The organism is uncultured Polaribacter sp., assembly GCF_947495205.1.
GTDB lineage: Bacteria > Bacteroidota > Bacteroidia > Flavobacteriales > Flavobacteriaceae > Polaribacter.
In genome coordinates, this window is sequence record NZ_CANLXV010000004.1 from 58,264 (window position 1) to 83,789 (window position 25,526).

The following is a 25,526-nucleotide window of genomic DNA, read 5'->3' on the forward strand; positions in this document are numbered from 1 at the left end:
CTTTATTATTTTAATAAATCACCAACATAAGGCATTAACGCTAAATGACGCGACCTTTTAATTGCCTGAGCAACTTTACGTTGATATTTTAATGATGTTCCTGTTAAACGTCTTGGTAAAATTTTACCTTGCTCATTTACTAAATACATTAAGAAATCTGCATCTTTATAATCAATATATTTGATGTCTTTTTTCTTAAATCTACAGTATTTAGATTCTTTTTTAGTATCTATATCTAATGGCGTTAAATATCTAACGTCAGCAGATTTACCACCTTTTGCTTGTTGTTCTATTGATGCCATTTGTTATTTTTTTGTAGATTTAACACGTTCTCTTCTTTTTTCTGCCCAAGCAGCTGCATGTTTGTCTAATTTAACAGTTAAATAACGCATAACGCTATCATCTCTTCTAAATTCTAACTCAAATGCAGAAATCTCTTCTCCAGCGATTTCAAAATCGAATAAATGGTAAAAACCACTTTTTTTCTTTTGGATTGGATAAGCTAATTTTTTTAAGCCCCAATCTTCTTTAGCGACCATTTTAGCTCCTTTAGAAACTAAATAATCTTCGAACTTTTGTACTGTCTCCTTTATCTGAGTATCAGATAAAACGGGATTCAATATGAAAACAGTTTCGTAATGATTCATAAATTAATAATTTAATGTTTATTTTTAAGGGTGCAAATATACTAACTTTTTTAATTCTTACAATGTTTATAAAACATATAAACAAAAGAATTCATAAAATGTAATTGTTTGATTTTTAGATCATTTCAACAAAATATCTAATTATTGAACTGCAGTAACTGTATAACCTGCTTTTCTTAACAAATTAATAACTCCTTTTTTTCCTGCTAAATGTCCTGCTCCTACACCAAAAAAAGTAGGTTGTTCTTTGGCAAAAAGTGCTATTTTAGGAATCCAATTTGTATTTCTATTATCTAACAATTTATCCATGTGCTTTGCTGTAGCGCTATCATCTTCTAACATTACATTAAACATTTTAGTAATATTTTGCGATTTATAAATTTCCAATAAAACTTTAATTTTCTCTTTATCTGATGCCAAATTATCTTTTGCACTTTTAACTAAATCATTAATTTGATCTTGATAAGATATATCATCAAAAACCTGCAGTTGGTCTTCTATAGTTTCTAAACCTTTTACTTCTTCGTTTTGAGATTTAGCAACTTTTACAAGTTCCGCTTCAAAGGATTCCATTGGGCAATCTATTAATTTAGTCAAATAAGATGTGCTAATAAAAAAAGGTTTCATTCTTTCTAACATTTTTACAGACATTCCTACATTTTTTATCAATAGAGAATCTATCATGGTATATTCTTCTTCATTTACAAAGTCTTTTAAAGTTTTTCCTTCTTTCATAAAAACTTTGCTCATCATTTTAGATTGTAAAGCAGGATCATCCATATCAATTTCTAATACAACTTGGGTAGTTTTATCTAAAGCTTCAATAACATCTTCGCTTAATGTAGCATCACAAGTAATATGAATGGTTCCAAAAAGGTAGGATGGTTTTGTTAAATCTTTTCCTGTAATTTGCCAAAGTGTGGCATTTTCTAATTGTTGAGAAAACATGGTTGTTCCATAAAAAAAGAATGCAGTTAAGAAATAAATATTTTTTTTCATTTTTATAATTTTTAAGTTTGATGTATTAGTGTTTAAAAAATATTTTTGTTACAAAAAACTTTTTAATAGAATATCTAATTTAAATCAAACGCCTCATTTATTTCTTCATAAACAACAGCTCCTTTTATAATATTTAAACCTTTAGCTAAACTTTTGTCTATTTCGCAAGCCTTTTCCCAACCATTATTTGCTAATTTTAAAATATACGGTAAAGTAACATTGGTTAGTGCAATTGTAGATGTGTAAGGCACTGCTCCTGGCATATTTGCAACACAATAATGCACAACATCGTCTATAATGTAAGTTGGGTTTTCATGCGTTGTTGGTTTTGTAGTTTCAATACAGCCTCCTTGATCTACTGCAACATCTACAACAACGGTTCCTGGTCTCATTTCTTTTAGCATATCTTTGGTGATTAATTTTGGTGCTTTACCTCCTTTTACCAAAACGCCACCTACAATTAAATCGTGTGTTTTTATAAGTTGTCTTATACTATATTCACTAGAAAAAGCGGTAATTACATGGTTTGGTAAAACATCATTTACATAACGTAAACGTTTCATATTAATGTCCATAATAGTTACATGAGCTCCCAAACCTGCTGCCATTTTTGCTGCTTGTACACCTACTACTCCAGCACCTAAAACTAGTACTTTACCTGGTGTAACTCCTGGCACACCACCCAACAAAATTCCACGTCCTTTTACAGGTTTTTCTAAATATTTTGCACCTTGTTGTATGGCCATTCTACCTGCAACTTCAGACATTGGTGTTAATAATGGCAAAGTACCTTCTGTATCTTCTACGGTTTCATAAGCAATACAAATTGCTTTACTTTTAATCATTGCTTTTGTTAAAGGTTCGCTAGATGCAAAATGGAAATACGTAAAAACAATTTGATTTTCTTTAATTAAAGGATATTCTTCTGCAATTGGTTCTTTTACCTTTACAATCATATCACTTTTACTATAAACTTCTGCTATAGTTGGTAAAATTGTAGCACCTACTTCTAAATAATGTGCATCAAAAAAACCACTACCTTCGCCTGCAGTGGTTTGTATGTAAACTGTATGATTTTTTTTGGTTAATTCTAAAACTCCAGCAGGTGTCATACCTACTCTACTTTCGTTGTTTTTGATTTCTTTAGGAATTCCGATTTTCATTTTGCTTAAATTAGATATTTTAAGCGTATAAATTTACATTCTTTTTTTTTGATATCTATTGAATTCATTGGCTTACTTAATTTTTACGATTTTATGTATTTTTATCTTAAAAAGCTATGTAAATTAAGAATTTGAAGTTAAAAATTATGGAAAAAATAAAAGTCAGACGTTAAGGTCTGACTTTTAAACTATTTTTTAAAATTCTTTAATCCAAATCAAATCTTACACCCATAGAAATATTTCTTGTTTCTGTGTTTTTAAAGAGTGGATTCAAATCGTATTTCAAATATAAACTAGTAGATTTATAACCAACATAAGCACTTAAACCATAATTTACAGTATTCATATTAAAATTATTATATTGTATTTGTTCTATTTCTGCATTGTTGATATCTCTAAAATCTAAATATTGTCTGGTTCCTAATTTAAAACCTACAAAACCACCTAAACCAATTCTTACAGATTCATTAGATCTATCATAAACAAAACCATCTTTATATTTTTTGTTTTTAGACAAATCCCATTCTAAATGCACAGGAAAATTCATTTGTACATGTCTTAATCTACTTTCAGACAAGTCTCTTGGAAAAACTTCTATTGTTGTAACATCTCCATTTTTAACGTGGAATTGGTTGTTTTCTAGCCTTAAATTATTCCAAAGAAAAGAAACACCATATTTAAAATATAATTGTGAAGCGTCTTTTGTAAATCTGGTTTTCCAGCTTAAACCCACTTCATAAAAACGAGATCTCCAAAACTGATAGTCAGAATCGTTTAAAGAACTAAATTTATGGTCTTCTAAAACATTATTTACACCCATGGCAAAAATAAACTGACTTGTTGTTCTTCTGTTCTGACTTCTTTTTTGTGTTCCTTTTTTACGTTTATCATCATTCTCATCATTATTTTCATCTATTTTAAAACGAAAGGTTTTATTGCCTACTTTAAAAACATTTATTTCATCATCATCTAAATCGTCTAAATTTTCACTGGCAATTTTACCGTTTGTTTTATGTTGCACAAGTATTTGTAACAAACGCTCTTGTTCACTCACTTTAATTTCTATTTGCGATGCATGGTAAGCTGCCACATCATTTTTTAAAGATGTTGCAGTATTTTCAGAAATTTCTCCTTTTTTTAATCTTTTATCTATTGCAAGCACTTTTGTTTTTAAAGAATCTTTTTGTGTTTTGGTAATAATTTCTATGCGTTTTGCAATTTTACGCACTTCTTTTTCAAATGTTTTTTCTTGGGCGGTAACTAATGTTGTTACCAAAAGAACGACTATAAGTATTGTTTTTTTCATGATTTTAAATTTATTTTTTTGTTTCGTTTCATTAATTATTTCTTGTTGCTATTGCAAATGCAATGTCTGACACCCTTCGTTTTAATGCATTTAAAAAGTTATTGTTAAAAACATCATCATTAATAGTGTTTTCTACTTCTGCTAAAATTGTTTCAGGATCTACTTTTAAATTTGTTTTTTTGAGCTCACTTTTAATTGTTTTTAAAACCTGTTCTCTGGTTACATCATATTTAGCATAATAGGCTTTTACTTCTTGGTTAGTGTGTGTTACCGCGAATAACAAATCTGCACCATTTACTTTAATTGTAATCTTATTTTCCTTTTTCTTTTCCTTTTTGTTCGTTGTTATTTCTTGCAATTCTTTATCAGCTTTTACAACAAGTGTATTTTCTTTTTTTAAGTTACGCTTGTTTGATTCCTCTTTGTTAATTGTTAAATTGGTTTTAACACTCAACTTGTTATTTTCTGTGTTTTCTGTTTTAGCAATTTCTGATTTAGCTCTGTTATATTTTCTAGTTTTTGATTGTTTTACTATTTGCTCTTCTTTGTTTTCTAAAATATCTTTTGCTACAATAACTGGCGCTTCATTTATCTCTTTAAAAACTTTGTCTATTTTATTTTTAATTGAAACTGTATCTATACTTATTGGTTGATTTACAATAATTTTTTCTATTGGTTTTCCTTGAATTTTATCTTTAGAAAAAACATAAAAACCTGCATAAATTAGTAACAAAATACTGGCTGCATAGCTTGCATAAAAAAACCAAGCTTTCTTTTTTTGTTTGGGTTGCTCATCTAATTGCGCAGACAAACGATCCCAGGCAGATGCCGATGGCGCAAATGTTCTGCTTGCTAATTTGTCTTTTATTTCTTGATCTATTTTATTCGTTTTCATGAATTATTGTATTCATTTTAGTATAATTTTGTTGCAATAATTTACGTGCTTTAAATAATTGCGATTTTGATGTACTTTCTGAAATGCTTAATTTTTGAGCAATTTCTGAATGTTTATAACCTTCTATGGCATATAAATTAAACACCATTTTGTAACCTTCTGGCAAACTGTCTATTAATTTTTGAATGTCTGCTACACTTGTATTTTCTAAACTTTCTGTGGCTGCATCATTAAAAACATATTCTTCATCTGTTAAATCGAAAATATTTTTTTTACGCAAATAAGAAATACAAGTATTCACCATAATTTTTCTTACCCAACCCTCAAAACTACCTTGAAACTTAAATTTATCTAAGTTTTTAAAAACCTTTAAAAAGCCTTGTAGCATTAAATCTTCTGCATGATGTAAATCTTTTACATATTGCCTACAAACGCCTAACATTTTAGGAGAATGTTGCTCAAATAATTGTTTTTGCGCTTCTCTTTTGTTGTCAATTGCCTTTTTAATTAACAATTTCTCGCTTTGTAATTTTATAATTTTCAAGCTTTTGGGTTTGGTTGTTGTTGCCTTACAAATATATAGACTACCAAAGTTTTAAAAAGGTTGCCTAATTATTATTTTAATTTTAATTTGTTCCTAATCTATTGTAATTTAATTGTAGCAATTCCTTTAATTATAGCTTTAAAATTAAACTATAGTTAGTGTTTAATTTATAACGTACTACTTTTTTATTGAAACTATTATGAGCGAATTTTGGTATAAATTTTGATACCTTGCTAACATGATTAAAAAAATACTTACCACAACATTACTCGTATTTTCCTTAGCTATTGTAGCACAACCAAATAATTTAAAAACAATTTCTGGTTTTATCACTTTTAAAGACAAACCGTTGCCTTATGTTGCTGTTAAAGAATTAAATTCTAACAAAATTGTATTTACCAATGCTAAAGGTTTTTATGAAATTAAAACAAGTGTTGGCAAAACTTTAGAGTACAATCATATTGGTTTTAAAACCATAGCTATTTATATTGAAGATCTTACAAGTACATTAAATTTAAAATTAGCACAAAATGATGCAAATCACAAATTAAACAAAAACAATTCTTTAAAATTAGGAGGTAGCAAAATTGGCGCAAAAAACCTTGATTTGTATGTGACTAAAATTAAATTAGACAGCCTAAACACCAATGCTTTTTCTGTTACAGATGCTATTTTAGAGCAAGTTTCTTTTCTGCATACAAAACAAAATCAATATAAAGAAAACCTTTTGTACGTTAAAGAAAATGAGCTTAATGGTCCTATTAAATGGTCTATTGATGGTTATTTATACGACATACCTTTACCATTATTTATTGAAGAAATTAAAGAAGTTTATCTGATAAAGCCCTTTTACCAAAACTTTATTGTAAAAATAAAAACAAATATAAATTACAGAAAAGTAAAAAACATCAACTTTAATAATGCCTATTTTTCTGATGAAGATTTTTATCAAAATGATGCAATTCCTTATCAAAAATTAAAAACTTTTCTACCTAAATATTTAAAAGAATTTAAAAAGACTAAAAATGTTGATGAAATTCTAGAAACATTTAACAAACAAGATAAAAAACACCAAGCCAACTATTTATTTACCGTATTAAATTTTTTAAGTAAAGAAACAAAGGATAAAGAAAACATTTTAATGCTATTAAAAAATTACAGCGAACATGTAAAAAACAATGCAGAAGAACTAAAAAGAATAGCGTACAAATATGATGCTTTAAAAGAATACAACAAGGCATTAAACCTTTATAAACAAGTAGCAACTTTAAGACCCAATTACAAACAATCTTACAGAGATCTTGCACAGAGTTACTTAAACTTAAATCAATTTAAAAATTTTTGGATGATTTACAAACTGTATTTTAAAAACGGTTTAAAAATAGAAAATGATGATATTGGCGATATGATTACTTCTGAAATTAAAACAACCTATACTAAAGATTCTCTTAACAATGCTGCTAAAATTAAAATAGCAGATGCTAAAAAAGTAAAAAATTATGATGTTAGAATGGTTTTTGAATGGAATACTTCTGATGCCGAGTTTATTCTTGAATTTGTAAATGAGAATGGAGAAATTTTTAACCTTGAAAATTCTATTTCTGAAAATAACGAACTGTATAATCACCAGAAAAAAAATGGATATACTGCTAAAGAAATTGTAATTGAACAATTGGCTAATACAAATTTATTAGTAAATTTCACCTATTTAGGAAATCATAAATATAGCCCTACAACCTTAAAAGTTACTACTTATTTTAATTGGGGTAAAAAGCTAGAATCTAAAAAAATAAAAGTTTTTGATTTTGGTATTGAAAACAAAAAAATAAACTTGTTAGATTTTAGGAAATTATAAAAATTTACATCAAACAGTAAAATTGAGCTTTATTTAACTTATCGTTTTTAGTGCATTTCAACTTTAAAAAATTGAGTTTTCCTAGTAAGCATCTACATCAATAATAAAACGTATTGGTCTAAAATCTTTAACCGCTTCAAACGTGTTTCTAATTTTAGAAATTTGTACTTTTGTATTCGCTAAACTTTGTTTTGGCGAAATTTTAATCACAATATTTATAACTTATTTATTGCTTACTTTTGTAATAAATTACAAAAGTATTTTTGTCAACTTTACAAAATCTATCTTTAAAAATTTAAAATATTTTAAATATCATTTTTACTATTTCTATAAAAAATAACATGAAAAAAATTATTTTTATTACACTAATTAATTTCTATTCTATAAGTTTTTATTGTCAGAATTCTTTTGAAAAAGGATATTTTATCAATAATTCTGATGAACGAATAGAATGTTATATTAAACACTTAGATTTACTTTACAATCCAGATAATATTATTTACAAATTGTCTTTAAATGGTAAAAAAAATACTGCAACAATAGAAAATGTAAAGGAATTTGAAATTTATAAAATTTCTAAATACGAGAGACATACTGTTAAAATCGATAGGTCTAGTGAAAACTACAAAGAGCTTAGTTTAAACAAAAAAGTTAAATTTACTGATGAACAATTATTTTTAAAAGTATTAATAAAAGGAAAAGCAAGTCTTTATAAATATGCTGAACCTGGTCTTCTTCGTTTTTTCTATAAAACAGAAAACATAGAACAACTTGTATTTAAAAGTTATTCGTCTGCAGATAGATTTACCATCAAAAAAAACGAAAGATTCAAGCAACAAATATTAAATAATTTAAAATGTAGCGATATCAAAAAAAATCGTGTCATAAAATTAGAGTATAAAAGTAGCAAATTAATTAAATTATTTGAAGATTATAATAATTGTGAAAATGCCACTTTTGTGAACTACACAAAGGAAAACACTAAAAAGTCTAAGGCACAATTTAATTTAGGTATAAATGCAAATGCTAATTTTTTTGGTTTTTCAATTTCTCAACCAAGATTTAATGAAAGTTTTGATAACAAAATAGCACTTGGTTTTGGAGTTGAAGCAGAGTATGTAATGGGTTTTAATAACAATAAGTGGGCTATTGTAGTAAACCCTAGCTACCTTTCTTACTCATCTATGTATAATGATTTAACGGAAAGGATAACAGAGGCTGATAATTCTGCCACAATAAATTACAGTGCTATAGATATACCAATTGGTCTTAGATATTATATGTATTTAAACGATAAATCTAAGTTTTTTGTAAATAGTTTTTATGTTCCAAATTTTACAATGGAATCAGAGATTAGATCAATTGCTGCTATTGTAAATAGGCCACTAAATTTTGATATAAAAACGAACATCAATTATGCTTTTGGAGTAGGTTACAAATATAACAACAAGCTTAGTGTTGAATTAAGATATTATTCTGCAAGAGATCTTACAACTAATTTTGTTACAATAGAAAGTAGTTTTAATGCTACTTCTATAATTTTAAGTTATAATATTTTTTAAAATTTTATTCCTAAAAGCTTTTTTCTAAAATTAAAGAGATGGTTTAGGCAATTTCAATTAATAGTTATAAACAGTTATATCCTAATTTTTTTTTGACATAATTTAGCTAAATTAATAAGCATCTACATCAATAATAAAACGTATTGGTCTAAAATCTTTAACAGCTTCAAACGTGTTTCTAATTTTAGAAATTTGTGCTTTTGTGTTTGCTAAACTTTGTTTTGGCGGTATTTTAATCACAATATTTTTAATATACTGATTTCTAATTCTAGCAACTGCTGGCGCAGTTGGTCCTAAAACGTTTTCTCCAAAAGAAGTATATAAAGCTTTAAATAGCCAATTTACACCAGTATCTACTTTGTTATAATCTCTATGTTTTAAGGTAATTTTTATCAACCTAAAATAAGGTGGATACTTATATTGCCAACGATCTTGCAATTGTTCTTTATACATTTCTGTATAATTTGTAGTAGAAACTTGTTGCAATATTTTATGATAAGGATTAAACGTTTGTATGGCAACATTTCCTTGTTTTTTGCTACGTCCTGCTCTACCAGAAACTTGCACCATCATATCATAAGCACGTTCATGCGCTCTAAAATCTGGATAATTCAGCATGGTATCTGCATTTAAAACGCCAACCAAAGAAACATTCTCAAAATCTAAACCTTTAGAAAGCATTTGTGTACCCACCAAAATATCTATTTCTTTGGCTTCAAAAGCACCAATTATTTTCTGATAACCAAATTTACCACGAGTCGTGTCCAAATCCATTCTGCCAATTTTATAATCTGGAAATAAATCTTTAAGTTCTAACTCAATTTGCTCTGTTCCAAAACCTTTGGTATCTAAAGTATTGCTACCACAAGCTGCACAACTATTTGGCATTGCACGTTGGTAATTGCAATAATGGCAACGCAACTCGTGTTTGTATTTATGATAAGTTAAGGTAACATCGCAATTTGGGCATTCTGGAGAAACACCACAAGTTTTACATTCTACCACTGGCGAATAACCACGCCTGTTTTGAAATAAAATTATTTGCTCTTTTTCATCTAAAGCTTCTTGAATTAATTTGAGCATTCTATCAGAAAAATGACCTGTCATTTCCTTTTTTCTATGCTTTTCTTTTACGTCAATCAGTTCTATTTTGGGCAATTGTACATTTCCATGACGTCTATTTAAAGCTACAAAACCGTATTTATTTTGTTGCGCATTAAAATAACTTTCTAAAGAAGGAGTTGCAGAACCTAACAATATTTTTGCTTTGTGCATTTTTGCCAAAACAATGGCAGCATCTCTAGCATTGTATCTTGGCGAAGGTTCAAATTGTTTGTAAGAAGTTTCATGCTCTTCATCTACCACAATTAAACCTAAGTTAGAAAAAGGTAAAAAAACCGAAGATCTTGCGCCTAAAATAATGCGTGCTTTGGTCTTGTTTTCTAAAACATTGTGCCACACTTCTACCCTTTCGTTTATAGAATATTTAGAATGAAATACAGAAATTTGATCGCCAAAATAAAACTGTAATCGTGTTATAATTTGAGTAGTTAACGCAATTTCTGGCAATAGAAACAACACTTGCTTGCCTGCATCTAAAACTTCTTGAATCAGTTTTGTATACACTTCTGTTTTTCCAGAACTTGTAATTCCGTGTAAAAGTGTTGCATCTTTTTTTGTAAACGTTTCTTTAATTTCTAAAAGTGCTTTTTGTTGATGCTCATTAAGCGTTTTTAAATCGTTTGTATCTCCTTTAAACTGAATTCTATCTGTTTGAATTTCATAAAATTCAAAAATATTTTTATCTACTAAAGACTTTAAAATTGATGCAGAAACATTTGCAGATTTTTCTAAATCTTTGGCTTTTATCGGTTTTTTTGTGGTTGATAATTGAAAAAAACTTAAAACGGCTTCTCTTTGTTTTTTAGCTCTAGACAACTCTTCTAACAACGTATTTAAAGCATTATCTGAATTATAATTTGCATTTAAACGAACGTATTTTACCAATTTTGGTTTGTAAGTTTCGTAAATTTCTTCTTTTATGAATATTGCTGATTTTTTAATTAAAGAATTTACAACGGGCATTACTTTTTTCTTTCCTAAAATATCTGCAACTTGGTGAATGGTAAGTTGAGATTGATGTTGCATAGCCTCAAAAATTAAAAACTCTTCATCGCTTAAAATAGATTCTTCTGTAAACGCAATGTTTTTACTAATAATTGTTTCGCTTTCTAATAAAAAAGCTGATGGTAAAGACGCTCTATACACTTCACCCAAAGAAGACATATAATAATTCGCAATCCATTGCCAATGTTGCAATTGCAACTCGTTTACCAAAGGTGTTTCATCTAAAATTTGATGAATATCTTTGACTTCATACAAAGTTGGTGCAGTTGTATGGATGTTAAAAACCAAACCTGTATACATTTTAGTTTTCCCAAAAGAAACTGCCACACGCATTCCTTTTTGCAAGAAATTTGCTTCTTCTTCTGTAACACTATAAGTATATGTATTTTGAAGTGGAAGTGGTAAAATAAGGTCTATAAAATGGTTTGTCACTTAAATTGGTTTTTCTATTGAAATGATAAAAATGTCTTGACATTAAAAAAGTTCTCGATACAATTCCGATGAAAAATCGGAATCACTCGAACTGACATGCTCCATGAATTTTTAGAAATCAAAATTACATAAAATGAAGTTATTTTAAGACGTTTTAAAAACAATATTAATTTTGAAATAAAAAAGCTTAGGTTTAGGAAATCTTAATTTTTAAGAACTTTAAACAACTAAAAATGCAGAAATTATTGAGAATAAAAGTAAGTGCGTTTAAAGATTGAAAATTTATTATTTCCCTGAAACAATTTTTGAAAACAGTTGTTTTCATTGTTGATTTTCTATTATAAAAATTCTAACTTCGCTAACTATGGAGGTGAAACATTAAAACGTTGCATATTCGTGTTAAAGTTAGCTCTAATTTAAACAAACAACAGAAAAATGGAACAAAGCTTATTCTACAGCCATATAAAGGAAAATGACTTAAATAAGAATATCATTGAAAGTATTAGAAAATATACTAATAAGAAAAATGATAGACAAGTATATTTATTGGACTCACCTTTAGGTGAAAAATACGAATATGAATATTCTGAAAACGCAATAGTTTTATTATCACCAAAACATAAAATTATATTTCTAAACCTAAAAGATGATAATGATGACTTCGAAACATTCTATGAAGATTTTATTGAGGATTTAAGCTACATATCTGATAAGTATAATTATAAAGATTTTATCGGCAGACCTAGAGAATGGAAAAAAAACATAACAGTAAAGGAAAATTATAATAGGGAAATATCAATATCTGAATTACTAAAACAGAATGAATTAGATTCAGATAAATACAGAGTAGGAGAATTATTAATATCACTACTTACTGGAAGTATAAATGACATAGCCAAAATTGGTGCGGAAGAACCTAGCTCAATACTTGAAAGAGTAAAGCAGAATATTATACTGTTCGACGGTGACCAAACTAGATTCATTTATAAAAAATTCACAAATAAGACTGTTTCTATACAAGGTCTTTCAGGCACAGGAAAAACCGAATTATTATTACATAAATTAAAAGAATTATATGTAACCGAAGAAAAAGCTAAAATTTTCTTCACTTGTCATAATATTGCTTTAGCGAATACTTTAAGAAGCAGAATACCTTCTTTTTTCAACTTTATGAAAGTAGAAAAACAAATTGAATGGAATTCTAAATTATGGGTAAATAGAGCTTGGGGATCAAGAAGAGATATAAATTCAGGTTTATATAGTTATTTATGTGATTTTTATAACATTCCTTTTTTGAGATATAGTTCTTCCACGAATTATAGTAAAATTTTCAGTCAAGCACTCGAACATATTAACAAAATCGATGAATCAAATTTTAAATATGCTTTTGATTATATTTTAATTGATGAAAGGCAAGATTTTCCAAACGTTTTTTTTGAATTGTGTGAAAAAGTAGCAAGTAAAAAAGTCTATATCGCTGGAGATATTTTTCAAGACATTTTTGAAAACACTAAAGAAACCGAGTTGGAAGTAGATATAATTCTCAATAGATGTTATCGAACTGACCCAAGAACCTTAATGTTTGCACACTCAATTGGTTTAGGACTTTTTGAAGAGAAAAAACTTAATTGGTTTGAAGATTCATATTGGAATGCATTAGGTTATAAAATGAATAAATCTCAAAATAATGAAATTGAATTATCTAGGGAACCAATAAGGCGATTTGAAGATTTGAATACCGAAGACTTCAAAAGTACTATTATTCAAGATTCAACGAAAATAACAAATGTAATTAATATTCTTAAAGATATTAAAAAAACTCATCCAACCGTAAAACCAGAAGATGTTGGAATTATAATATTAGACGATAATAGTAAAATATATGATTACATCGACAAATTAAGTTATGCTATTTCAAACAAGCTTAATTGGAAAGTAAACAGAGGTGTAGAAACAAAGGAAAAAACTAATGATGCACTCTACATTACAAATCCTAATAATGTTAAGGGTTTAGAGTTTCCTTTTGTAATTTGTATAACATATTCTATTAAAAACACTTATCGATATAGAAATATCCTATACACAATGCTTACAAGATCTTTTATACAGTCTTATCTATTAGTTCAAAAAGAAGAAGACGGATTGAATATTTTAAAAGAGGGATTAAAAACAATCAACAAAGAGAATAAAATAAAAACAAAGGAACCTACAGAAATTGAAAAGGAGGAAATAAATAATACACTAGTTAGGCTACAGAATAAAAGAAATATATCTTATAAAGAATTTTTGACCGAAATTTTTGATGAACTTGAAATAGTATATGAGTTTAGAAAAAAAATAGAAAAAGCTATAACACAAACTGATATTGAACAATTTGACAAAGATCAAACTGTTAGATTTATAAATGCAAATAAAGAGTTTTACAGCAAATGAAAGATTGGACTTTTAACATAGACATAGTTTCTAAAGATCTTTTCTTTCCTAAAGTAAGGGTAAAGACTAAAATTCAAGTTATCAATATTCTACTTGAAGCCAGTAGATATATTATATCAAATCCGAAACTTAAACAAAACGAATCAAAAGGGCAAATTAAATTAGTTGTTGATAAAATGAGTAGATTGTTTTTCATTTCGGAAAAGAAATCATTTTCAATTGCATTTCCTTTTATTGTTAATGAAATAAATGGAAATTTAGATTTGTCTTTCAAAAACAACATAAACGTAAACTCTTATTTAATATCTCAAACAAAATCTGCTATTAACTGTAATAGCTTTGAAGACGATTGTGTACTTGGTTTTGCAGATTCTCTCGATGAGCTAAAAAATGAAGATAATGATGAAGATTTATGGTTTTTTATAAGAGAACTTATGTTGTATGAAGATGGTTATATTCGATATGATAATGATCCTATTGGACATCAAGAAGCAAAAGATAAAGGTAAACCACATAGGCATCCTCTTGATCATTACGATTTGTTTTATACAAATGGAGCTACTTTTAAAATTGGATTGAAAAGAGCTATAAAGACGGTTCAATTTATTGATTTGTTAAACAGACAAACTGATTGTGATTACCTAAAAAACTAGAGATAGCAACGTGTATAATTAATGGCTAGTTTTCGGCCTATTTACGAAAATCCTCGCGTATTTTCTTCGTCAGTAATTAATTATGAAACTAGGTTCTTAATCAGCGCAAAAAAATTGATAAAAACCGTCAGCAAAAACAAAAACCACTTCAAACTCTCAAAAAACTTCCAAACAAGTGTAGCCGGGATTAAACGGTTTGTTTGAGCTCTTTTTTCTTTTTCAGAAAAAAAGCGAGTAGTGAAAGCGCGAAATGGCTTCTAAAAAAAAATCGGAATTTAATTTTACAGATTGCTTCGTACCTCGCAATGACTTGCTGTTTTGTAAGTACAAAAATCTAATCTTATTCTTCTGTATCGTTTTTTGGTTCTTTAATTTTTCTGGTGCCTTCGTACAACTCGTACTTTACAAATTTACAGTTTAAATCTCCGTTTTTAAGTGCAATTCTTTTAGAAGTTCTTAAACCTACAGATTTTAAAGCGTCTGTATCTGAAGTAATTAACCAAGCTGTAGAACCTGGATAATTGTGTTTTAAAGTATCGCCAATTTTCTTGTAAAACTCGTGTGTGTCTATATTTAAACGTTCGCCATAAGGTGGATTAAACAAAATGGTTGTGTTGCCAAAAACTTCTTTTTTAGAGTTGAAAAAATTAACGTGATGCACGCCAATAAATTCGTCTAAATTAGCATTTTCTATATTGGCTTGTGCTTTTTGTACTGCAGAAGGTGCTTTATCAAACCCCATAATTTTAAAATGAGAGCTTCTAATTTTCTTTAAAAGTGCGTCTTGAATGGTAAAATACAAATCTTCGTCATAATCTTTCCAATGCTCAAAAGCAAAGAGTTTTCTGTTGATGTTTGCTGGAATATTATTGGCAATCATTGCAGCTTCTATTAAAATAGTTCCAGAACCACACATTGGATCCATAAAATTTTCATCGCCAGTGTAACCAGACAATAAAACCATACCAGCCGCCAAAACTTCGTTAATTGGCGCAATATTTGTGGCTGTTCTGTAACCACGTTTGTGCAAAGAATCTCCAGAAGAATCTAAAGAAACGGTTAACCATTCTTTATGAATATGTACATGAATTTTTACGTCTGGATATTTTAAATCTACATTGGGTCTTTTATGGTATTTATGACGAAAATAATCTGCAATGGCATCTTTAGATTTTAAAGAAATATAATGCGAATTTGAGGTAAAATTCTTAGAATTTACAACAGCACCAATGGCAAAAGTACCATCTGCCTCTAAATAATTTTCCCATTTTATTTTCTGAATGGCTTCGTATAAATCTTCTTCGTCGTAAATTTTACAAACTTTTATGGGTTTTAAAATTCTAACTGCAGTTCTCAATGCAATATTGGCTTTGTACATAAAACCTTTATCGCCTCTAAAAGAAACACTTCTAATGCCTTCTTTAACATCTTGTGCGCCTAATTTTTTAAGTTCGTCTGCCAAAACACTTTCTAAACCAAAAAGTGTGGTTGCCGTCATTTTAAAATCTCTATCCATATTTTGCAAAGTTACTATTATATGTTGAAAGAATGAAGTTGAAAACTGGTAAACTATTTTCTATTTAAATGCAAACAAATAACCATTAAAACCAACAAATACAATAAGATAAAGCAATTTTACAAAAGATTTTTAAATGCTGTTTTGTCTTATTTTTAAAAATGTATTTTACAAGAAGTAAGATTTAACTACTTTTACAGACTTTAAAAGCGCATCTTTAGAAAAATTTTAAAGAAATTCTTTTTAGATTTCTGTTTTTACAGGAATTTTATTTTAACGGTTTTTTTTCTAAAAAAAATCTTTTTTTAAACTTATGAAACAGAAAGATTGGTTTACAGATTGGTTTAACACGGCTTATTATCATACTTTATATAAAGATAGAAATGATACTGAGGCGCAGTTGTTTATGAAAAATATAACTACTTTTTTAGAACTTCCTAAAACGAGTACTATTTTAGATTTACCATGTGGTAAAGGAAGACATGCTGTGTATTTAAATTCTTTAGGTTATAAAGTTACCGGTTTAGATTTGTCTGAAAACAGTATAATTGCTGCCAAAAAATTTGAAAACGATCGTTTAAATTTTAACGTACACGATATGCGTAAGCCTTTTAAAAACAGTTACAACGCTGTTTTTAATTTGTTTACGAGCTTTGGTTATTTTGAAGATGATAAAGAGGATCTTTTAATTTTACAAAACATTAAAAACGGTTTAACTAAAAACGGTGTTTTTGTATTCGATTTTTTAAATGCATCTTTTGTAAAAGAAAATTTGGTAGCTCATGAAACTAAAATTGTAGACGGCATTACCTTTAACATACAAAGAGAAATTGAAAATGGTTTTATTAAAAAACATATTTCTTTTTTTGCTGATGATAAACAGCATACGTACACAGAGCGTGTAAAATATATAGATTTAGAAAAAATGAAATCTTACCTAGAAACAGTGGGTTTTACAATTGATAACATCTTTGGAAATTATACATTAGATAGTTTTAACGAGCAAACATCTAAACGCCTTATAATAGTTGCAAAATAAATGACGTATCTTTTATTAATTACAGCTGTATTATTAGGTTCTTTATTGGTTTTTGTAATAAAACCAACTACTAAAATTGTTCGCTTATTACTAGCTTTTAGTGGCGCTTACCTATTGTCTGTAACTATTTTACATTTATTACCAGAAGTGTATACAGAAACTACAGATTACAAAAAAGTAGGTATTTTTATATTAATTGGTATTATATTTCAATCTGTTTTAGAATCTTTTTCTAAAGGTGCAGAACATGGGCATATTCATTTGCACTCAGATAGTAAAACGTTTCCTTCACTTTTATTTTTTAGTTTGTCTTTGCATGCTTTTTCTGAAGGTTTACCAATTCATAATTCTGATGATAATTTACTTTGGGCAATTTTGGTACATAAAATACCGATTGCTATTGTGTTAACTACTTTTTTAATACATACAAAATATTCTAAAAAAACTATTTTTACCTTTTTATTTTTATTTGCAATTATGAGTCCTTTAGGTGTTTTGTTAGGAGACAAAATTACCTTTTTTAGCACTTACGCTACAGAAATTACGGCTTTAATTATTGGTGTTTTCTTACATATTTCTACCATTATTCTTTTTGAAAGTTCTGAAAATCATAAATTTAATTTGCAAAAATTTACGGCAATTCTTTTAGGGATTTTATTAACCATATTTACTTTATAATTTTTTACTTATTTTTAGTGAATAAAATATACCTACTTGTAGGGATGTTTTTGTTTTGAATATTGTTGATATTTGAATAAGATAAAATTAACTAAAACTTAAATTATGAAAAAAAAAGAAAAATTATTTTTATTGTCATTATTATTAATGATTTTTATATTTTCATGTAAAAAAAAATCGAACGAAACTACCAACGAATTAAAATCTAAAGTTACAGTCAAAAAAAAGAAAGTTCCCAGAAAATTTAAAACTAAGGAGAAAGAAAAATATATTAAAGCCAAAAAAAATAATTTAGATGTTTTAAAGGGTGAAAGCTACTTTAATCTTAAAGAAGAACATCTTCAATTAAGAATACCTGTTACAAATACTGATTTTAAAATCTACCATACTCTTAGTTTAGTTTTAAATGGTAAAAAAACGATTATTTTAACAATAACAGACAGTAAACCTGTTTCTATTAGTGGTTCTCTAGGTGATTTTTTATTAGAAGAAAAAATTTCTTTTTCATCTTTTATTGGAGCATCTTTAAATTTAACTAAAAGCGATTCTTTAGAGGTTATAGTAATAAATGATGATTCATTTGCTTCTAAAAATAAAGATGAAATAAAAACAATACTACAAGATTTTCATATTCAAAAAGAAAATAACAAAATAAAAATTGATTATTTTAAACCTAGAGAAATTGGTGGTGGAGTAATTGTAGAAGGACCTTAAAGTGTATTTTTTGAAACATCTAAAATATTTAGAACTACAAATCATCTTACTTATGATTTGTAGTTTTTCATATGCTCAAGAATCGAAAAAAGATTCAGCATACTATTATTATAAAAAAGCTAAACAGTTTGATTTTGAAAATAAGCATTTTAAAGCTTATAAAAACTACATTAAATCACTAAATCTTTATAAAAAAATAAATTTAGAAGATAGTGTTGCTAAATGTAACTTAGAGTTGTTTGAGTTAATAATTTCTCAAAGCAATTTAGAAAAGAGCTCTAAACCCTATTTAGATGATTATTATCAGTATACCTTAAAAAAAAATGATTCTTTTCTGCTTTTAAAATCTTTAAATAGATACGCAGAATATTACTGGAACACAGATTCCATAGAATTACCAAAAAAATATTATTTAAAGTCATTACAGCTTACAAAAAATAAAAAACTATCAAAATATAGCATTAGTATTTATTCTAATTTAGCTTTTTTACACACTAAAAAATACCCAGATTCAGCTGCTTATTATTTTAAAAAAACATTAGATTTAAAAGAATTAATGAGCAACAACCAATTAATTGGAACCTATATAAATTATGCGCTTTTTTTTCAAAATCAACAAAAATATAATGATGCTTTAAAATATTTAAAAAAAGCTGATTCCGTTAAAATTGAAACATATCAATTAAAATATAAAAAAATAATTTATGAAAATTTTTCAAACGCTTATAAATCAAATTTAAACTACAAAAAAGCATTTGAATACTTAAAAAAATATAATACTGCCAGAGATAGTTTAAACAATACGGCACAAAATATTGCCATATCAGATTTAGATAAAAAATACCAAACAGAAAAAAAAGAAAAACATATTTTATCTTTAGAAAAAGAGAATTTAGAAACAGAAGCAAAAAACAAACAACAAAAAAATCTTATTATTGGTTCCATCCTATTCATAATTTTTGGAGGAACAATAGCAACTTTGTCTCTTAAAAACTCTAAAAGAAAAAGAAAACTGGCTGAACAAGAAAAAAAATTAGAAAGTCAAAAAAACCTTACCCTTTTAAAAGAACAAGAAATTAATACCATAAATGCCATGGTAGAAGGGCAAGAAAAAGAAAGAAAAAGAGTTGCCGAAGATTTACACGACAATTTAGGTTCTGTATTAGCCACTTTAAAATTACATTTTGATAATTTAAAAATTAATAGTGCATCAAAAAAGATAAATCAAGAAGAATTATTTAATAAAACAGAAAATTTAATTGATGAAGCGTATTTAAAAGTAAGAAGAATTGCACATGCCAAAAATGCTGGTGTTATAGCAAATCAAGGTCTTTTACCTGCCGTACAAATGATGGCAGAAAAAATATCTTCTGCAGATAAAATTAAAATTGACGTGATAGATTTTGGCTTACACCAACGTTTTAATAACGCCTTAGAAATTACCATTTTTAGAATTATACAAGAACTTATTACGAATATTTTAAAACATGCAAATGCAAAAAATGCAACCATAAATATTGCTATTTATGATAATGTATTTAATTTAATTGTTGAAGATGATGGCGATGGCTTTGATCTTAAAAAAGTAAATTTAAAAGATGGTATAGGAATCAACTCTATAGAAACTAGAGTAAATCATTTAAAAGGAAACTTTGTTATTGATACAACTTTAGGTAAAGGAAGTTCATTTATTATAGATATTCCCATTGCATAATTACCTAATCATAGGTATTTTTTAAAAGCAAATAAAATATTAAATTTATAACAAAAACTATGATAACAGTTGTAATGGCAGAAGATCATCAAATGTTAATTGATGGCGTAAAATCTTTTTTTGAATTTGATGATGCTATTACCATCATTGGATCTGTAAATAATGGTGAAGAATTGGTTAAACTTGTTGCATTAAAACAACCAAAACTTGTAATTACAGATATAAGAATGCCACTAATGGATGGCATAGAGGCCACCAAAAAAATTAAGAAGAATTTTCCGCATATTAACGTTTTAGCAATGACTATGTTTGATCAACCAGACGCCATAAAACAAATGTTAGATGCAGGTGCAACTGGTTATCTATTAAAAAATTCTGGTATAAAAATGTTACATGAGGCTATAGAAACTGTTGCACAAGGAAAAACGTTTTTTGATCCTAATGTTGCCTTTAATTTTATGAATAGTTATATTGATAAAAATGTAACTGTTGGCAAATCAGATAAGATTATCTTATCTAACAGAGAAAAAGAAATTCTAAATCTTATAGCCAATGGCAAAACCTCAAAAGAAATTGCAGAAAATCTATTTTTAGCCAAAACAACAATAGATACGCATAGAAAAAATATGATTCGAAAATTAAATTTATCTTCTGGTAATGAATTGGTTAAGTATGCTATAGATCAAAAATATCTTTTTTAATTTGCCACTTCATTTATAAATTTAATTCGCATTAAACGCAATTCTTCTTCATCATAATCGCCATCAAACTCATCTAAAGCCTCTTGTATACTATCTGTTTCAGCTTCCATAAAATACTCATGTATTTCTTCTTGCTGGTCTTCATCTAAAAAATCATCTAAGGCATAATTAATATCTAATTTAGTCCCAGAAAAAATAATAGCTTCCATTTCTTTAATTAGCTCTTGCAACTCTAAACCTTTAGATTTTGCAATGTCTTCTAGTGGTAGTTTTTTATCTGTATTTTGTATAACAAATAATTTTAAACCAGAATTTGTACCCGTACTTTTTACAATTAAATCATCTGGTCTTAAAACATCATTCTCGTTCACATAACCCGTAATTAATTTTACAAAATCTTTACCAAATTTTTTAGCCTTACCCTCACCTACTCCATGCACAGTAGCCAATTCTTCTAAACTTATGGGATATTTTAATGCCATGTCATCTAAAGAAGGATCTTGAAAAACGGCAAAAGGTGGTACTCCTTGTTTTGTAGCTACCTTTTTTCTTAAATCTTTTAAAAGTTTTACCAAATTTTCATCTGTGGCACCTCCAGCAGATTTAGCATTTGTAATAATTGTATTATCATTTTCTTCTGAATAAACATGGTCTTCTGTCATTAAAAAAGAAGTAGGATTTTCCATATAGGCTGCTCCTTTTTTTGTTAATTTTATAACGCCATATTGTTCAATTTCTTTTTTAATATAATTTACAACCAATACTTGGCGTATTAATGCCATCCAATAACCGGCAGATTTTTCTTTTCCAGCACCAAAAAAGGGTTGTAAATGGGTTTTATGAGAGGTTAATAATGCATTTTCTTTACCTACAATGGTATTTACCACCTCTTTAGATTTGTATTTTTGTAATGTTGCTTTAATCGTAGTAAGTAATTTTACAACATCTTCTTTTGCTTCGTGCTTTTTCTTCGGATTTCTAGAATTGTCATCCATATCTGCACCATCTCCATTTATTTCATCAAAATCTTCACCAAAATAATGTAACAAATATTTACGTCTATTCATAGAAGTTTCTGCATAACCAACAACTTCTTGTAATAAAGCATGCCCAATTTCTTGCTCTGCAACGGGCTTACTTGCCATAAATTTCTCTAACTTTTCAATATCTTTGTATGCATAAAATGCCAAACAATAACCTTCTCCATCATCTCTACCTGCTCTACCTGTTTCTTGGTAATAACTTTCTAAACTTTTAGGAATATCATGGTGAATTACAAAACGAACATCTGGTTTATCTATTCCCATACCAAAAGCAATGGTTGCTACCACAATATCGCAGTTTTCCATTAAAAACATATCTTGATGTTTTACTCTTGTTTTAGCGTCTAAACCAGCATGGTATGGCACTGCATTTAAACCATTTACTTGTAATACTTGTGAAATTTCTTCTACTTTTTTTCTGCTTAAACAATAAATAATACCAGATTTACCTACCCTTTGTTTTACAAAACGAATAATGTCTTTTTCTACATCTTTGGTTTTTGGCCTAACTTCATAAAACAGATTTGCTCTATTAAAAGAAGCTTTAAAACGGTTTGCATCTGTTATACCTAAAGTTTTTAAAATATCTTCTTGTACTTTTTCAGTAGCCGTTGCTGTTAAACAAATTACAGGTACATCATCTATAGCCTTTATAATATGTTTTAAATTTCTATATTCTGGCCTAAAATCATGGCCCCATTCAGAAATACAATGGGCTTCATCAATAGCTACAAAAGAAATTTTTTGAGTTTTTAAGAAAGCAACATATTCTTCTTTTACCAAAGATTCTGGGGCTACATATAAAAGCTTTGTGATTCCTGTAGAAATATCATGTTTTACCTGTGTTATTTCCGTTTTATTTAAAGACGAATTTAATACATGTGCCACACCATTATTTTCTGAAATACCACGAATAGCATCTACTTGATTTTTCATTAATGCAATTAATGGCGATACTACAATTGCAGTACCTTCTTGCATTAATGCTGGAAGTTGATAACAGAGTGATTTACCACCACCTGTTGGCATAATTACAAAAGTATTATTACCATCTACGATACTTTTTACGACCTGTTCTTGTAAGCCTTTAAATTTATTAAATCCAAAAAACTTTTTAAGAGGACTATGTAAATCCATTTATAGAATATTATTTTAATAATTAAAAACAAATTACGAACTATATTAATGTTTGATGAAACTAATTTTTATAGTAAATTTGCCTATTTCTTAATCTAAAGGTATAACTTTTTTTTATTCTGATAAAATACTAAACGCTTGAAAAATTCAAATACTATTTTACAAACCGCTAAAGATGCTATTTTAACAGAGAGTAAGGCCATAAAAAATATGGCAAATCTTTTAGATCATAATTTTGAAAACGCTGTAAACTTCATTTTAAACACAAATGGAAGAGTAATTGTAACAGGTATTGGTAAAAGTGCAAACATTGCAACAAAGATTGTAGCAACTTTAAATTCTACAGGTACACCTGCTATTTTTATGCATGCTGCAGATGCTATCCATGGAGATTTAGGAAATGTTCAAAAAAACGATGTCGTAATTTGCTTATCTAAAAGTGGCAATACACCAGAAATTAAAGTACTAGTGCCTTTAATAAAAAATTACGGCAATAAAATAATTGCAATTACTGGAAATATAGCTTCTTTTCTAGGTAAAAATGCAGATTATAAATTAAATACTTTTGTAGAAAAAGAAGCTTGTCGCAATAATTTAGCACCAACAACTAGTACAACTGCACAATTGGTTATGGGAGATGCTTTAGCCATTTGTTTGCAAGAGTTAAGAGGTTTTTCTAGTAAAGATTTTGCGAAATACCATCCAGGAGGTGCTTTAGGAAAACGTTTATATTTAAGGGTTGCAGATCTTATCACAAACAATGCAATTCCACAAGTTAATAGTACAGATACTATAGCCAAAGTAATTATAGAAATTTCTGAAAAAAGATTAGGCGTTACTGCCGTTTTAGAAAATCAAAAATTAATTGGTATTATAACAGATGGTGATATTAGAAGAATGTTGGCAAAATCTACAGATATTAATAATTTTGTAGCAAAAGATATTATGGGTAAAAACCCTAAAACAATTGCTATAGACGCTATGGCTATTGAGGCATTAGAACTTTTAGAGCAAAATAATATTACACAAATTTTAGTGGTTGATAACCAAAATAATTATAAAGGAGTAGTACATTTACACGATTTAATTAAAGAAGGGATTTTCTAATGGCAGAAACACAAAAAGAAATGTCTTTTTTAGGACATTTAGAAGAATTAAGATGGCATTTGGTAAGAAGTGCAGCAGCTATTCTAATAATAGCCATTCTTATTTTTAGTTTTCAAAAAGAAGTGTATGAACACTTTTTACTGGCGCATTTAAATTCAGAGTTTGTTACTTACCGTTATTTTTGCGATTTTTTTCAATTATTTAATATCGATAGTGCTTTTTGTGAAGTTTCTTTTTCAGAAACCAAACTGCAAAGTATAGAAGTAACCTCTCAATTAATGAGTGCCATTTGGACCGCTTTTATTTTAGGTGTAATTTTGGCTTTTCCTTACATTCTTTGGGAAATTTGGCGCTTTATTTCACCAGGTTTAACTTCAAAAGAAATTAAAAGCTCAAGAGGATTTATTTTTATTGCTTCCTTATTATTTTTTATAGGAGTTGCCTTTAGTTTTTATGTTATTGCACCAATTTCAGTACATTTTCTTTACAATTATCAAATAACAGATGAAATTGTAAATAGTTTTAAACTAAGATCTCATATTGGCTTAATTACAAATATGTTATTAGGTGTTTCTATTCTTTTTGAATTACCTGTTTTAGTATACTTCTTAACAAAGGCAGGTTTAATAACACCAGAATTTCTAAAAAAATACAGAAAACACGCACTTGTGGTAGTATTAATAGTAGCTGCCATAATTACGCCTCCAGATATTGCTAGTCAAGTAATTGTAGCCATACCTATTTTAATCTTATATGAAATTAGTATAAAAGTTTCTAGAATGGTAATTAAAAAACAACAAAAAAATGCACAAAAAAGTCCAAGAATTTAATGACTATCGTTCTAAAATGAACGAAAAAATACTAGCCACTGATAATAAAGTTATCAAAAGAATATTTAACCTAGATACCAACACTTTTGCAGCCGGCCATTTACCTGTAAAAACAAAGGAATTATTAGGTTTGGTTGCTTCTGCCGTTTTAAGATGTGATGATTGTATCCAATATCACCTAGAAGCTGCAAAAAAAAATGGAGTTACTACAGAAGAAATGATGGAAACCATGTCTATAGCCAATCTTGTTGGAGGTACAATTGTAATACCTCATTTAAGAAGAGCCTTAGAATATTGGGAATTTCTAGAAGATAATGAAGCATAATTGTTATTGATTTAACCCTGTAAATGTTTGTGAATGCTTTAAGATGCTCACTAAGTATTCTTTATTACTTTTACAAAAACAACAATTAAAATTTTCCTCAATTAAA

General features: G+C 27.8%; 23 protein-coding genes. 12 read left to right on the forward strand and 11 right to left on the reverse strand.

The window, feature by feature from the left end:
* Positions 1-5: 5 nt before the first annotated feature.
* The 7 genes from rpsR to Q0762_RS04885 form a co-directional block, all read right to left on the reverse strand.
* The gene (rpsR, locus tag Q0762_RS04855; protein ID WP_298764272.1) at positions 6-302 is read right to left on the reverse strand and encodes a 30S ribosomal protein S18; all 297 of its coding nucleotides are present in this window, start codon (positions 300-302) and stop codon (positions 6-8) included.
* 3 nt (positions 303-305) lie between these two features.
* A complete protein-coding gene (rpsF, locus tag Q0762_RS04860; protein WP_298764274.1) occupies positions 306-647 on the reverse strand; it encodes a 30S ribosomal protein S6 in 342 nt (113 codons plus the stop codon).
* 141 nt (positions 648-788) lie between these two features.
* A complete protein-coding gene (locus Q0762_RS04865) occupies positions 789-1,646 on the reverse strand; it encodes a TraB/GumN family protein (protein ID WP_298764276.1) in 858 nt (285 codons plus the stop codon).
* A 74-nt stretch (positions 1,647-1,720) separates the two neighbouring features.
* Positions 1,721-2,809, reverse strand: a complete 1,089-nt coding sequence (ald, locus tag Q0762_RS04870) for an alanine dehydrogenase (RefSeq protein ID WP_298764279.1) — start codon at positions 2,807-2,809, stop codon at positions 1,721-1,723.
* 205 nt (positions 2,810-3,014) lie between these two features.
* Complete coding sequence (locus tag Q0762_RS04875) at positions 3,015-4,115, reverse strand: hypothetical protein (RefSeq protein ID WP_298764282.1); 1,101 nt, start codon at positions 4,113-4,115, stop codon at positions 3,015-3,017.
* Positions 4,116-4,146: 31 nt separating this feature from the next.
* A complete protein-coding gene (locus tag Q0762_RS04880) occupies positions 4,147-5,010 on the reverse strand; it encodes a hypothetical protein (RefSeq protein ID WP_298764285.1) in 864 nt (287 codons plus the stop codon).
* Positions 4,997-5,554, reverse strand: a complete 558-nt coding sequence (locus tag Q0762_RS04885) for a sigma-70 family RNA polymerase sigma factor (RefSeq protein WP_298764288.1) — start codon at positions 5,552-5,554, stop codon at positions 4,997-4,999. The genes Q0762_RS04880 and Q0762_RS04885 overlap by 14 nt, the downstream gene beginning before the upstream one ends.
* A gap of 238 nt (positions 5,555-5,792) precedes the next feature.
* Between Q0762_RS04885 and Q0762_RS04890 the strand changes: the two genes are divergently transcribed.
* Positions 5,793-7,409, forward strand: a complete 1,617-nt coding sequence (locus Q0762_RS04890; RefSeq protein WP_298764290.1) for a hypothetical protein — start codon at positions 5,793-5,795, stop codon at positions 7,407-7,409.
* An 81-nt stretch (positions 7,410-7,490) separates the two neighbouring features.
* On the opposite strand, the gene Q0762_RS04895 is transcribed toward Q0762_RS04890, so the two are convergent.
* Positions 7,491-7,619 (reverse strand): hypothetical protein, encoded by a 129-nt coding sequence (locus tag Q0762_RS04895; RefSeq protein ID WP_298764292.1) that lies wholly within the window; start codon positions 7,617-7,619, stop codon positions 7,491-7,493.
* Positions 7,620-7,750: 131 nt separating this feature from the next.
* Here Q0762_RS04895 and Q0762_RS04900 point away from each other — a divergent pair, with 131 nt between their 5' ends.
* Positions 7,751-8,971 carry an outer membrane beta-barrel protein gene (locus Q0762_RS04900; RefSeq protein WP_298764295.1) on the forward strand — a complete coding sequence of 407 codons (1,221 nt, stop codon included), beginning with the start codon at positions 7,751-7,753 and terminating at the stop codon, positions 8,969-8,971.
* Positions 8,972-9,082: 111 nt separating this feature from the next.
* Here Q0762_RS04900 and priA read toward each other — a convergent pair whose 3' ends face one another.
* Positions 9,083-11,530, reverse strand: coding sequence for a primosomal protein N' (gene priA / locus Q0762_RS04905; protein WP_298764297.1), 2,448 nt, complete (start codon positions 11,528-11,530; stop codon positions 9,083-9,085).
* A 435-nt stretch (positions 11,531-11,965) separates the two neighbouring features.
* Between priA and Q0762_RS04910 the strand changes: the two genes are divergently transcribed.
* Together Q0762_RS04910 and Q0762_RS04915 are read left to right on the forward strand one after the other, a co-directional pair.
* Entirely contained in the window at positions 11,966-13,963 is a 1,998-nt protein-coding gene (locus Q0762_RS04910) for an ATP-binding domain-containing protein (protein WP_298764300.1), read from the forward strand.
* Positions 13,960-14,616, forward strand: coding sequence for a hypothetical protein (locus Q0762_RS04915; RefSeq protein ID WP_298764303.1), 657 nt, complete (start codon positions 13,960-13,962; stop codon positions 14,614-14,616). The genes Q0762_RS04910 and Q0762_RS04915 overlap by 4 nt, the downstream gene beginning before the upstream one ends.
* 340 nt (positions 14,617-14,956) lie before the next feature.
* Here Q0762_RS04915 and Q0762_RS04920 read toward each other — a convergent pair whose 3' ends face one another.
* On the reverse strand, positions 14,957-16,132 hold the full coding sequence (locus Q0762_RS04920; RefSeq protein ID WP_298764305.1) for a class I SAM-dependent RNA methyltransferase: 1,176 nt from the start codon (positions 16,130-16,132) through the stop codon (positions 14,957-14,959).
* Between the two features lie 313 nt (positions 16,133-16,445).
* Between Q0762_RS04920 and Q0762_RS04925 the strand changes: the two genes are divergently transcribed.
* The 5 genes from Q0762_RS04925 (at position 16,446) to Q0762_RS04945 (ending at position 20,978) form a co-directional block, all read left to right on the forward strand.
* The gene (locus tag Q0762_RS04925; RefSeq protein ID WP_298764309.1) at positions 16,446-17,171 is read left to right on the forward strand and encodes a class I SAM-dependent methyltransferase; all 726 of its coding nucleotides are present in this window, start codon (positions 16,446-16,448) and stop codon (positions 17,169-17,171) included.
* Complete coding sequence (locus tag Q0762_RS04930; protein ID WP_298764312.1) at positions 17,172-17,849, forward strand: ZIP family metal transporter; 678 nt, start codon at positions 17,172-17,174, stop codon at positions 17,847-17,849.
* A 105-nt stretch (positions 17,850-17,954) separates the two neighbouring features.
* The gene (locus Q0762_RS04935) at positions 17,955-18,563 is read left to right on the forward strand and encodes a hypothetical protein (RefSeq protein ID WP_298764315.1); all 609 of its coding nucleotides are present in this window, start codon (positions 17,955-17,957) and stop codon (positions 18,561-18,563) included.
* A 10-nt stretch (positions 18,564-18,573) separates the two neighbouring features.
* On the forward strand, positions 18,574-20,277 hold the full coding sequence (locus tag Q0762_RS04940) for an ATP-binding protein (RefSeq protein WP_298764317.1): 1,704 nt from the start codon (positions 18,574-18,576) through the stop codon (positions 20,275-20,277).
* Positions 20,278-20,336: 59 nt separating this feature from the next.
* Positions 20,337-20,978, forward strand: a complete 642-nt coding sequence (locus Q0762_RS04945; protein WP_298764320.1) for a response regulator transcription factor — start codon at positions 20,337-20,339, stop codon at positions 20,976-20,978.
* Here Q0762_RS04945 and Q0762_RS04950 read toward each other — a convergent pair.
* Positions 20,975-23,158, reverse strand: coding sequence for an ATP-dependent DNA helicase RecQ (locus tag Q0762_RS04950; protein WP_298764323.1), 2,184 nt, complete (start codon positions 23,156-23,158; stop codon positions 20,975-20,977). The two genes, Q0762_RS04945 and Q0762_RS04950, sit on opposite strands and share 4 nt — an antisense overlap.
* A 138-nt stretch (positions 23,159-23,296) precedes the next feature.
* Here Q0762_RS04950 and Q0762_RS04955 point away from each other — a divergent pair, with 138 nt between their 5' ends.
* From Q0762_RS04955 to Q0762_RS04965, 3 genes are read left to right on the forward strand one after another with little or no spacing between them, the layout of a single operon-like run.
* Complete coding sequence (locus Q0762_RS04955) at positions 23,297-24,265, forward strand: KpsF/GutQ family sugar-phosphate isomerase (RefSeq protein WP_298764326.1); 969 nt, start codon at positions 23,297-23,299, stop codon at positions 24,263-24,265.
* Positions 24,265-25,095, forward strand: coding sequence for a twin-arginine translocase subunit TatC (tatC, locus tag Q0762_RS04960; RefSeq protein ID WP_298764329.1), 831 nt, complete (start codon positions 24,265-24,267; stop codon positions 25,093-25,095). The genes Q0762_RS04955 and tatC overlap by 1 nt, the downstream gene beginning before the upstream one ends.
* Positions 25,070-25,420 (forward strand): carboxymuconolactone decarboxylase family protein, encoded by a 351-nt coding sequence (locus Q0762_RS04965; protein WP_298764332.1) that lies wholly within the window; start codon positions 25,070-25,072, stop codon positions 25,418-25,420. Before tatC ends, Q0762_RS04965 begins: the two co-directional genes overlap by 26 nt.
* Positions 25,421-25,526: the final 106 nt, after the last annotated feature.

Bases quoted from the DNA above. Each gene is read 5' to 3' on its own strand.
- Q0762_RS04930 (WP_298764312.1), top strand. From the start codon at position 17,172: ATGACGTATCTTTTATTAATTACAGCTGTATTATTAGGTTCTTTATTG.
- Q0762_RS04965 (WP_298764332.1), top strand. From the start codon at position 25,070: ATGCACAAAAAAGTCCAAGAATTTAATGACTATCGTTCTAAAATGAAC.
- rpsF (WP_298764274.1), bottom strand. From the start codon at position 647: ATGAATCATTACGAAACTGTTTTCATATTGAATCCCGTTTTATCTGAT.
- Q0762_RS04900 (WP_298764295.1), top strand. From the start codon at position 7,751: ATGAAAAAAATTATTTTTATTACACTAATTAATTTCTATTCTATAAGT.
- Q0762_RS04875 (WP_298764282.1), bottom strand. From the start codon at position 4,115: ATGAAAAAAACAATACTTATAGTCGTTCTTTTGGTAACAACATTAGTT.
- Q0762_RS04945 (WP_298764320.1), top strand. From the start codon at position 20,337: ATGATAACAGTTGTAATGGCAGAAGATCATCAAATGTTAATTGATGGC.
- tatC (WP_298764329.1), top strand. From the start codon at position 24,265: ATGGCAGAAACACAAAAAGAAATGTCTTTTTTAGGACATTTAGAAGAA.
- Q0762_RS04880 (WP_298764285.1), bottom strand. From the start codon at position 5,010: ATGAAAACGAATAAAATAGATCAAGAAATAAAAGACAAATTAGCAAGC.
- Q0762_RS04915 (WP_298764303.1), top strand. From the start codon at position 13,960: ATGAAAGATTGGACTTTTAACATAGACATAGTTTCTAAAGATCTTTTC.
- Q0762_RS04925 (WP_298764309.1), top strand. From the start codon at position 16,446: ATGAAACAGAAAGATTGGTTTACAGATTGGTTTAACACGGCTTATTAT.
- Q0762_RS04865 (WP_298764276.1), bottom strand. From the start codon at position 1,646: ATGAAAAAAAATATTTATTTCTTAACTGCATTCTTTTTTTATGGAACA.
- rpsR (WP_298764272.1), bottom strand. From the start codon at position 302: ATGGCATCAATAGAACAACAAGCAAAAGGTGGTAAATCTGCTGACGTT.
- Q0762_RS04950 (WP_298764323.1), bottom strand. From the start codon at position 23,158: ATGGATTTACATAGTCCTCTTAAAAAGTTTTTTGGATTTAATAAATTT.
- Q0762_RS04920 (WP_298764305.1), bottom strand. From the start codon at position 16,132: ATGGATAGAGATTTTAAAATGACGGCAACCACACTTTTTGGTTTAGAA.
- Q0762_RS04890 (WP_298764290.1), top strand. From the start codon at position 5,793: ATGATTAAAAAAATACTTACCACAACATTACTCGTATTTTCCTTAGCT.
- Q0762_RS04910 (WP_298764300.1), top strand. From the start codon at position 11,966: ATGGAACAAAGCTTATTCTACAGCCATATAAAGGAAAATGACTTAAAT.
- ald (WP_298764279.1), bottom strand. From the start codon at position 2,809: ATGAAAATCGGAATTCCTAAAGAAATCAAAAACAACGAAAGTAGAGTA.
- Q0762_RS04935 (WP_298764315.1), top strand. From the start codon at position 17,955: ATGAAAAAAAAAGAAAAATTATTTTTATTGTCATTATTATTAATGATT.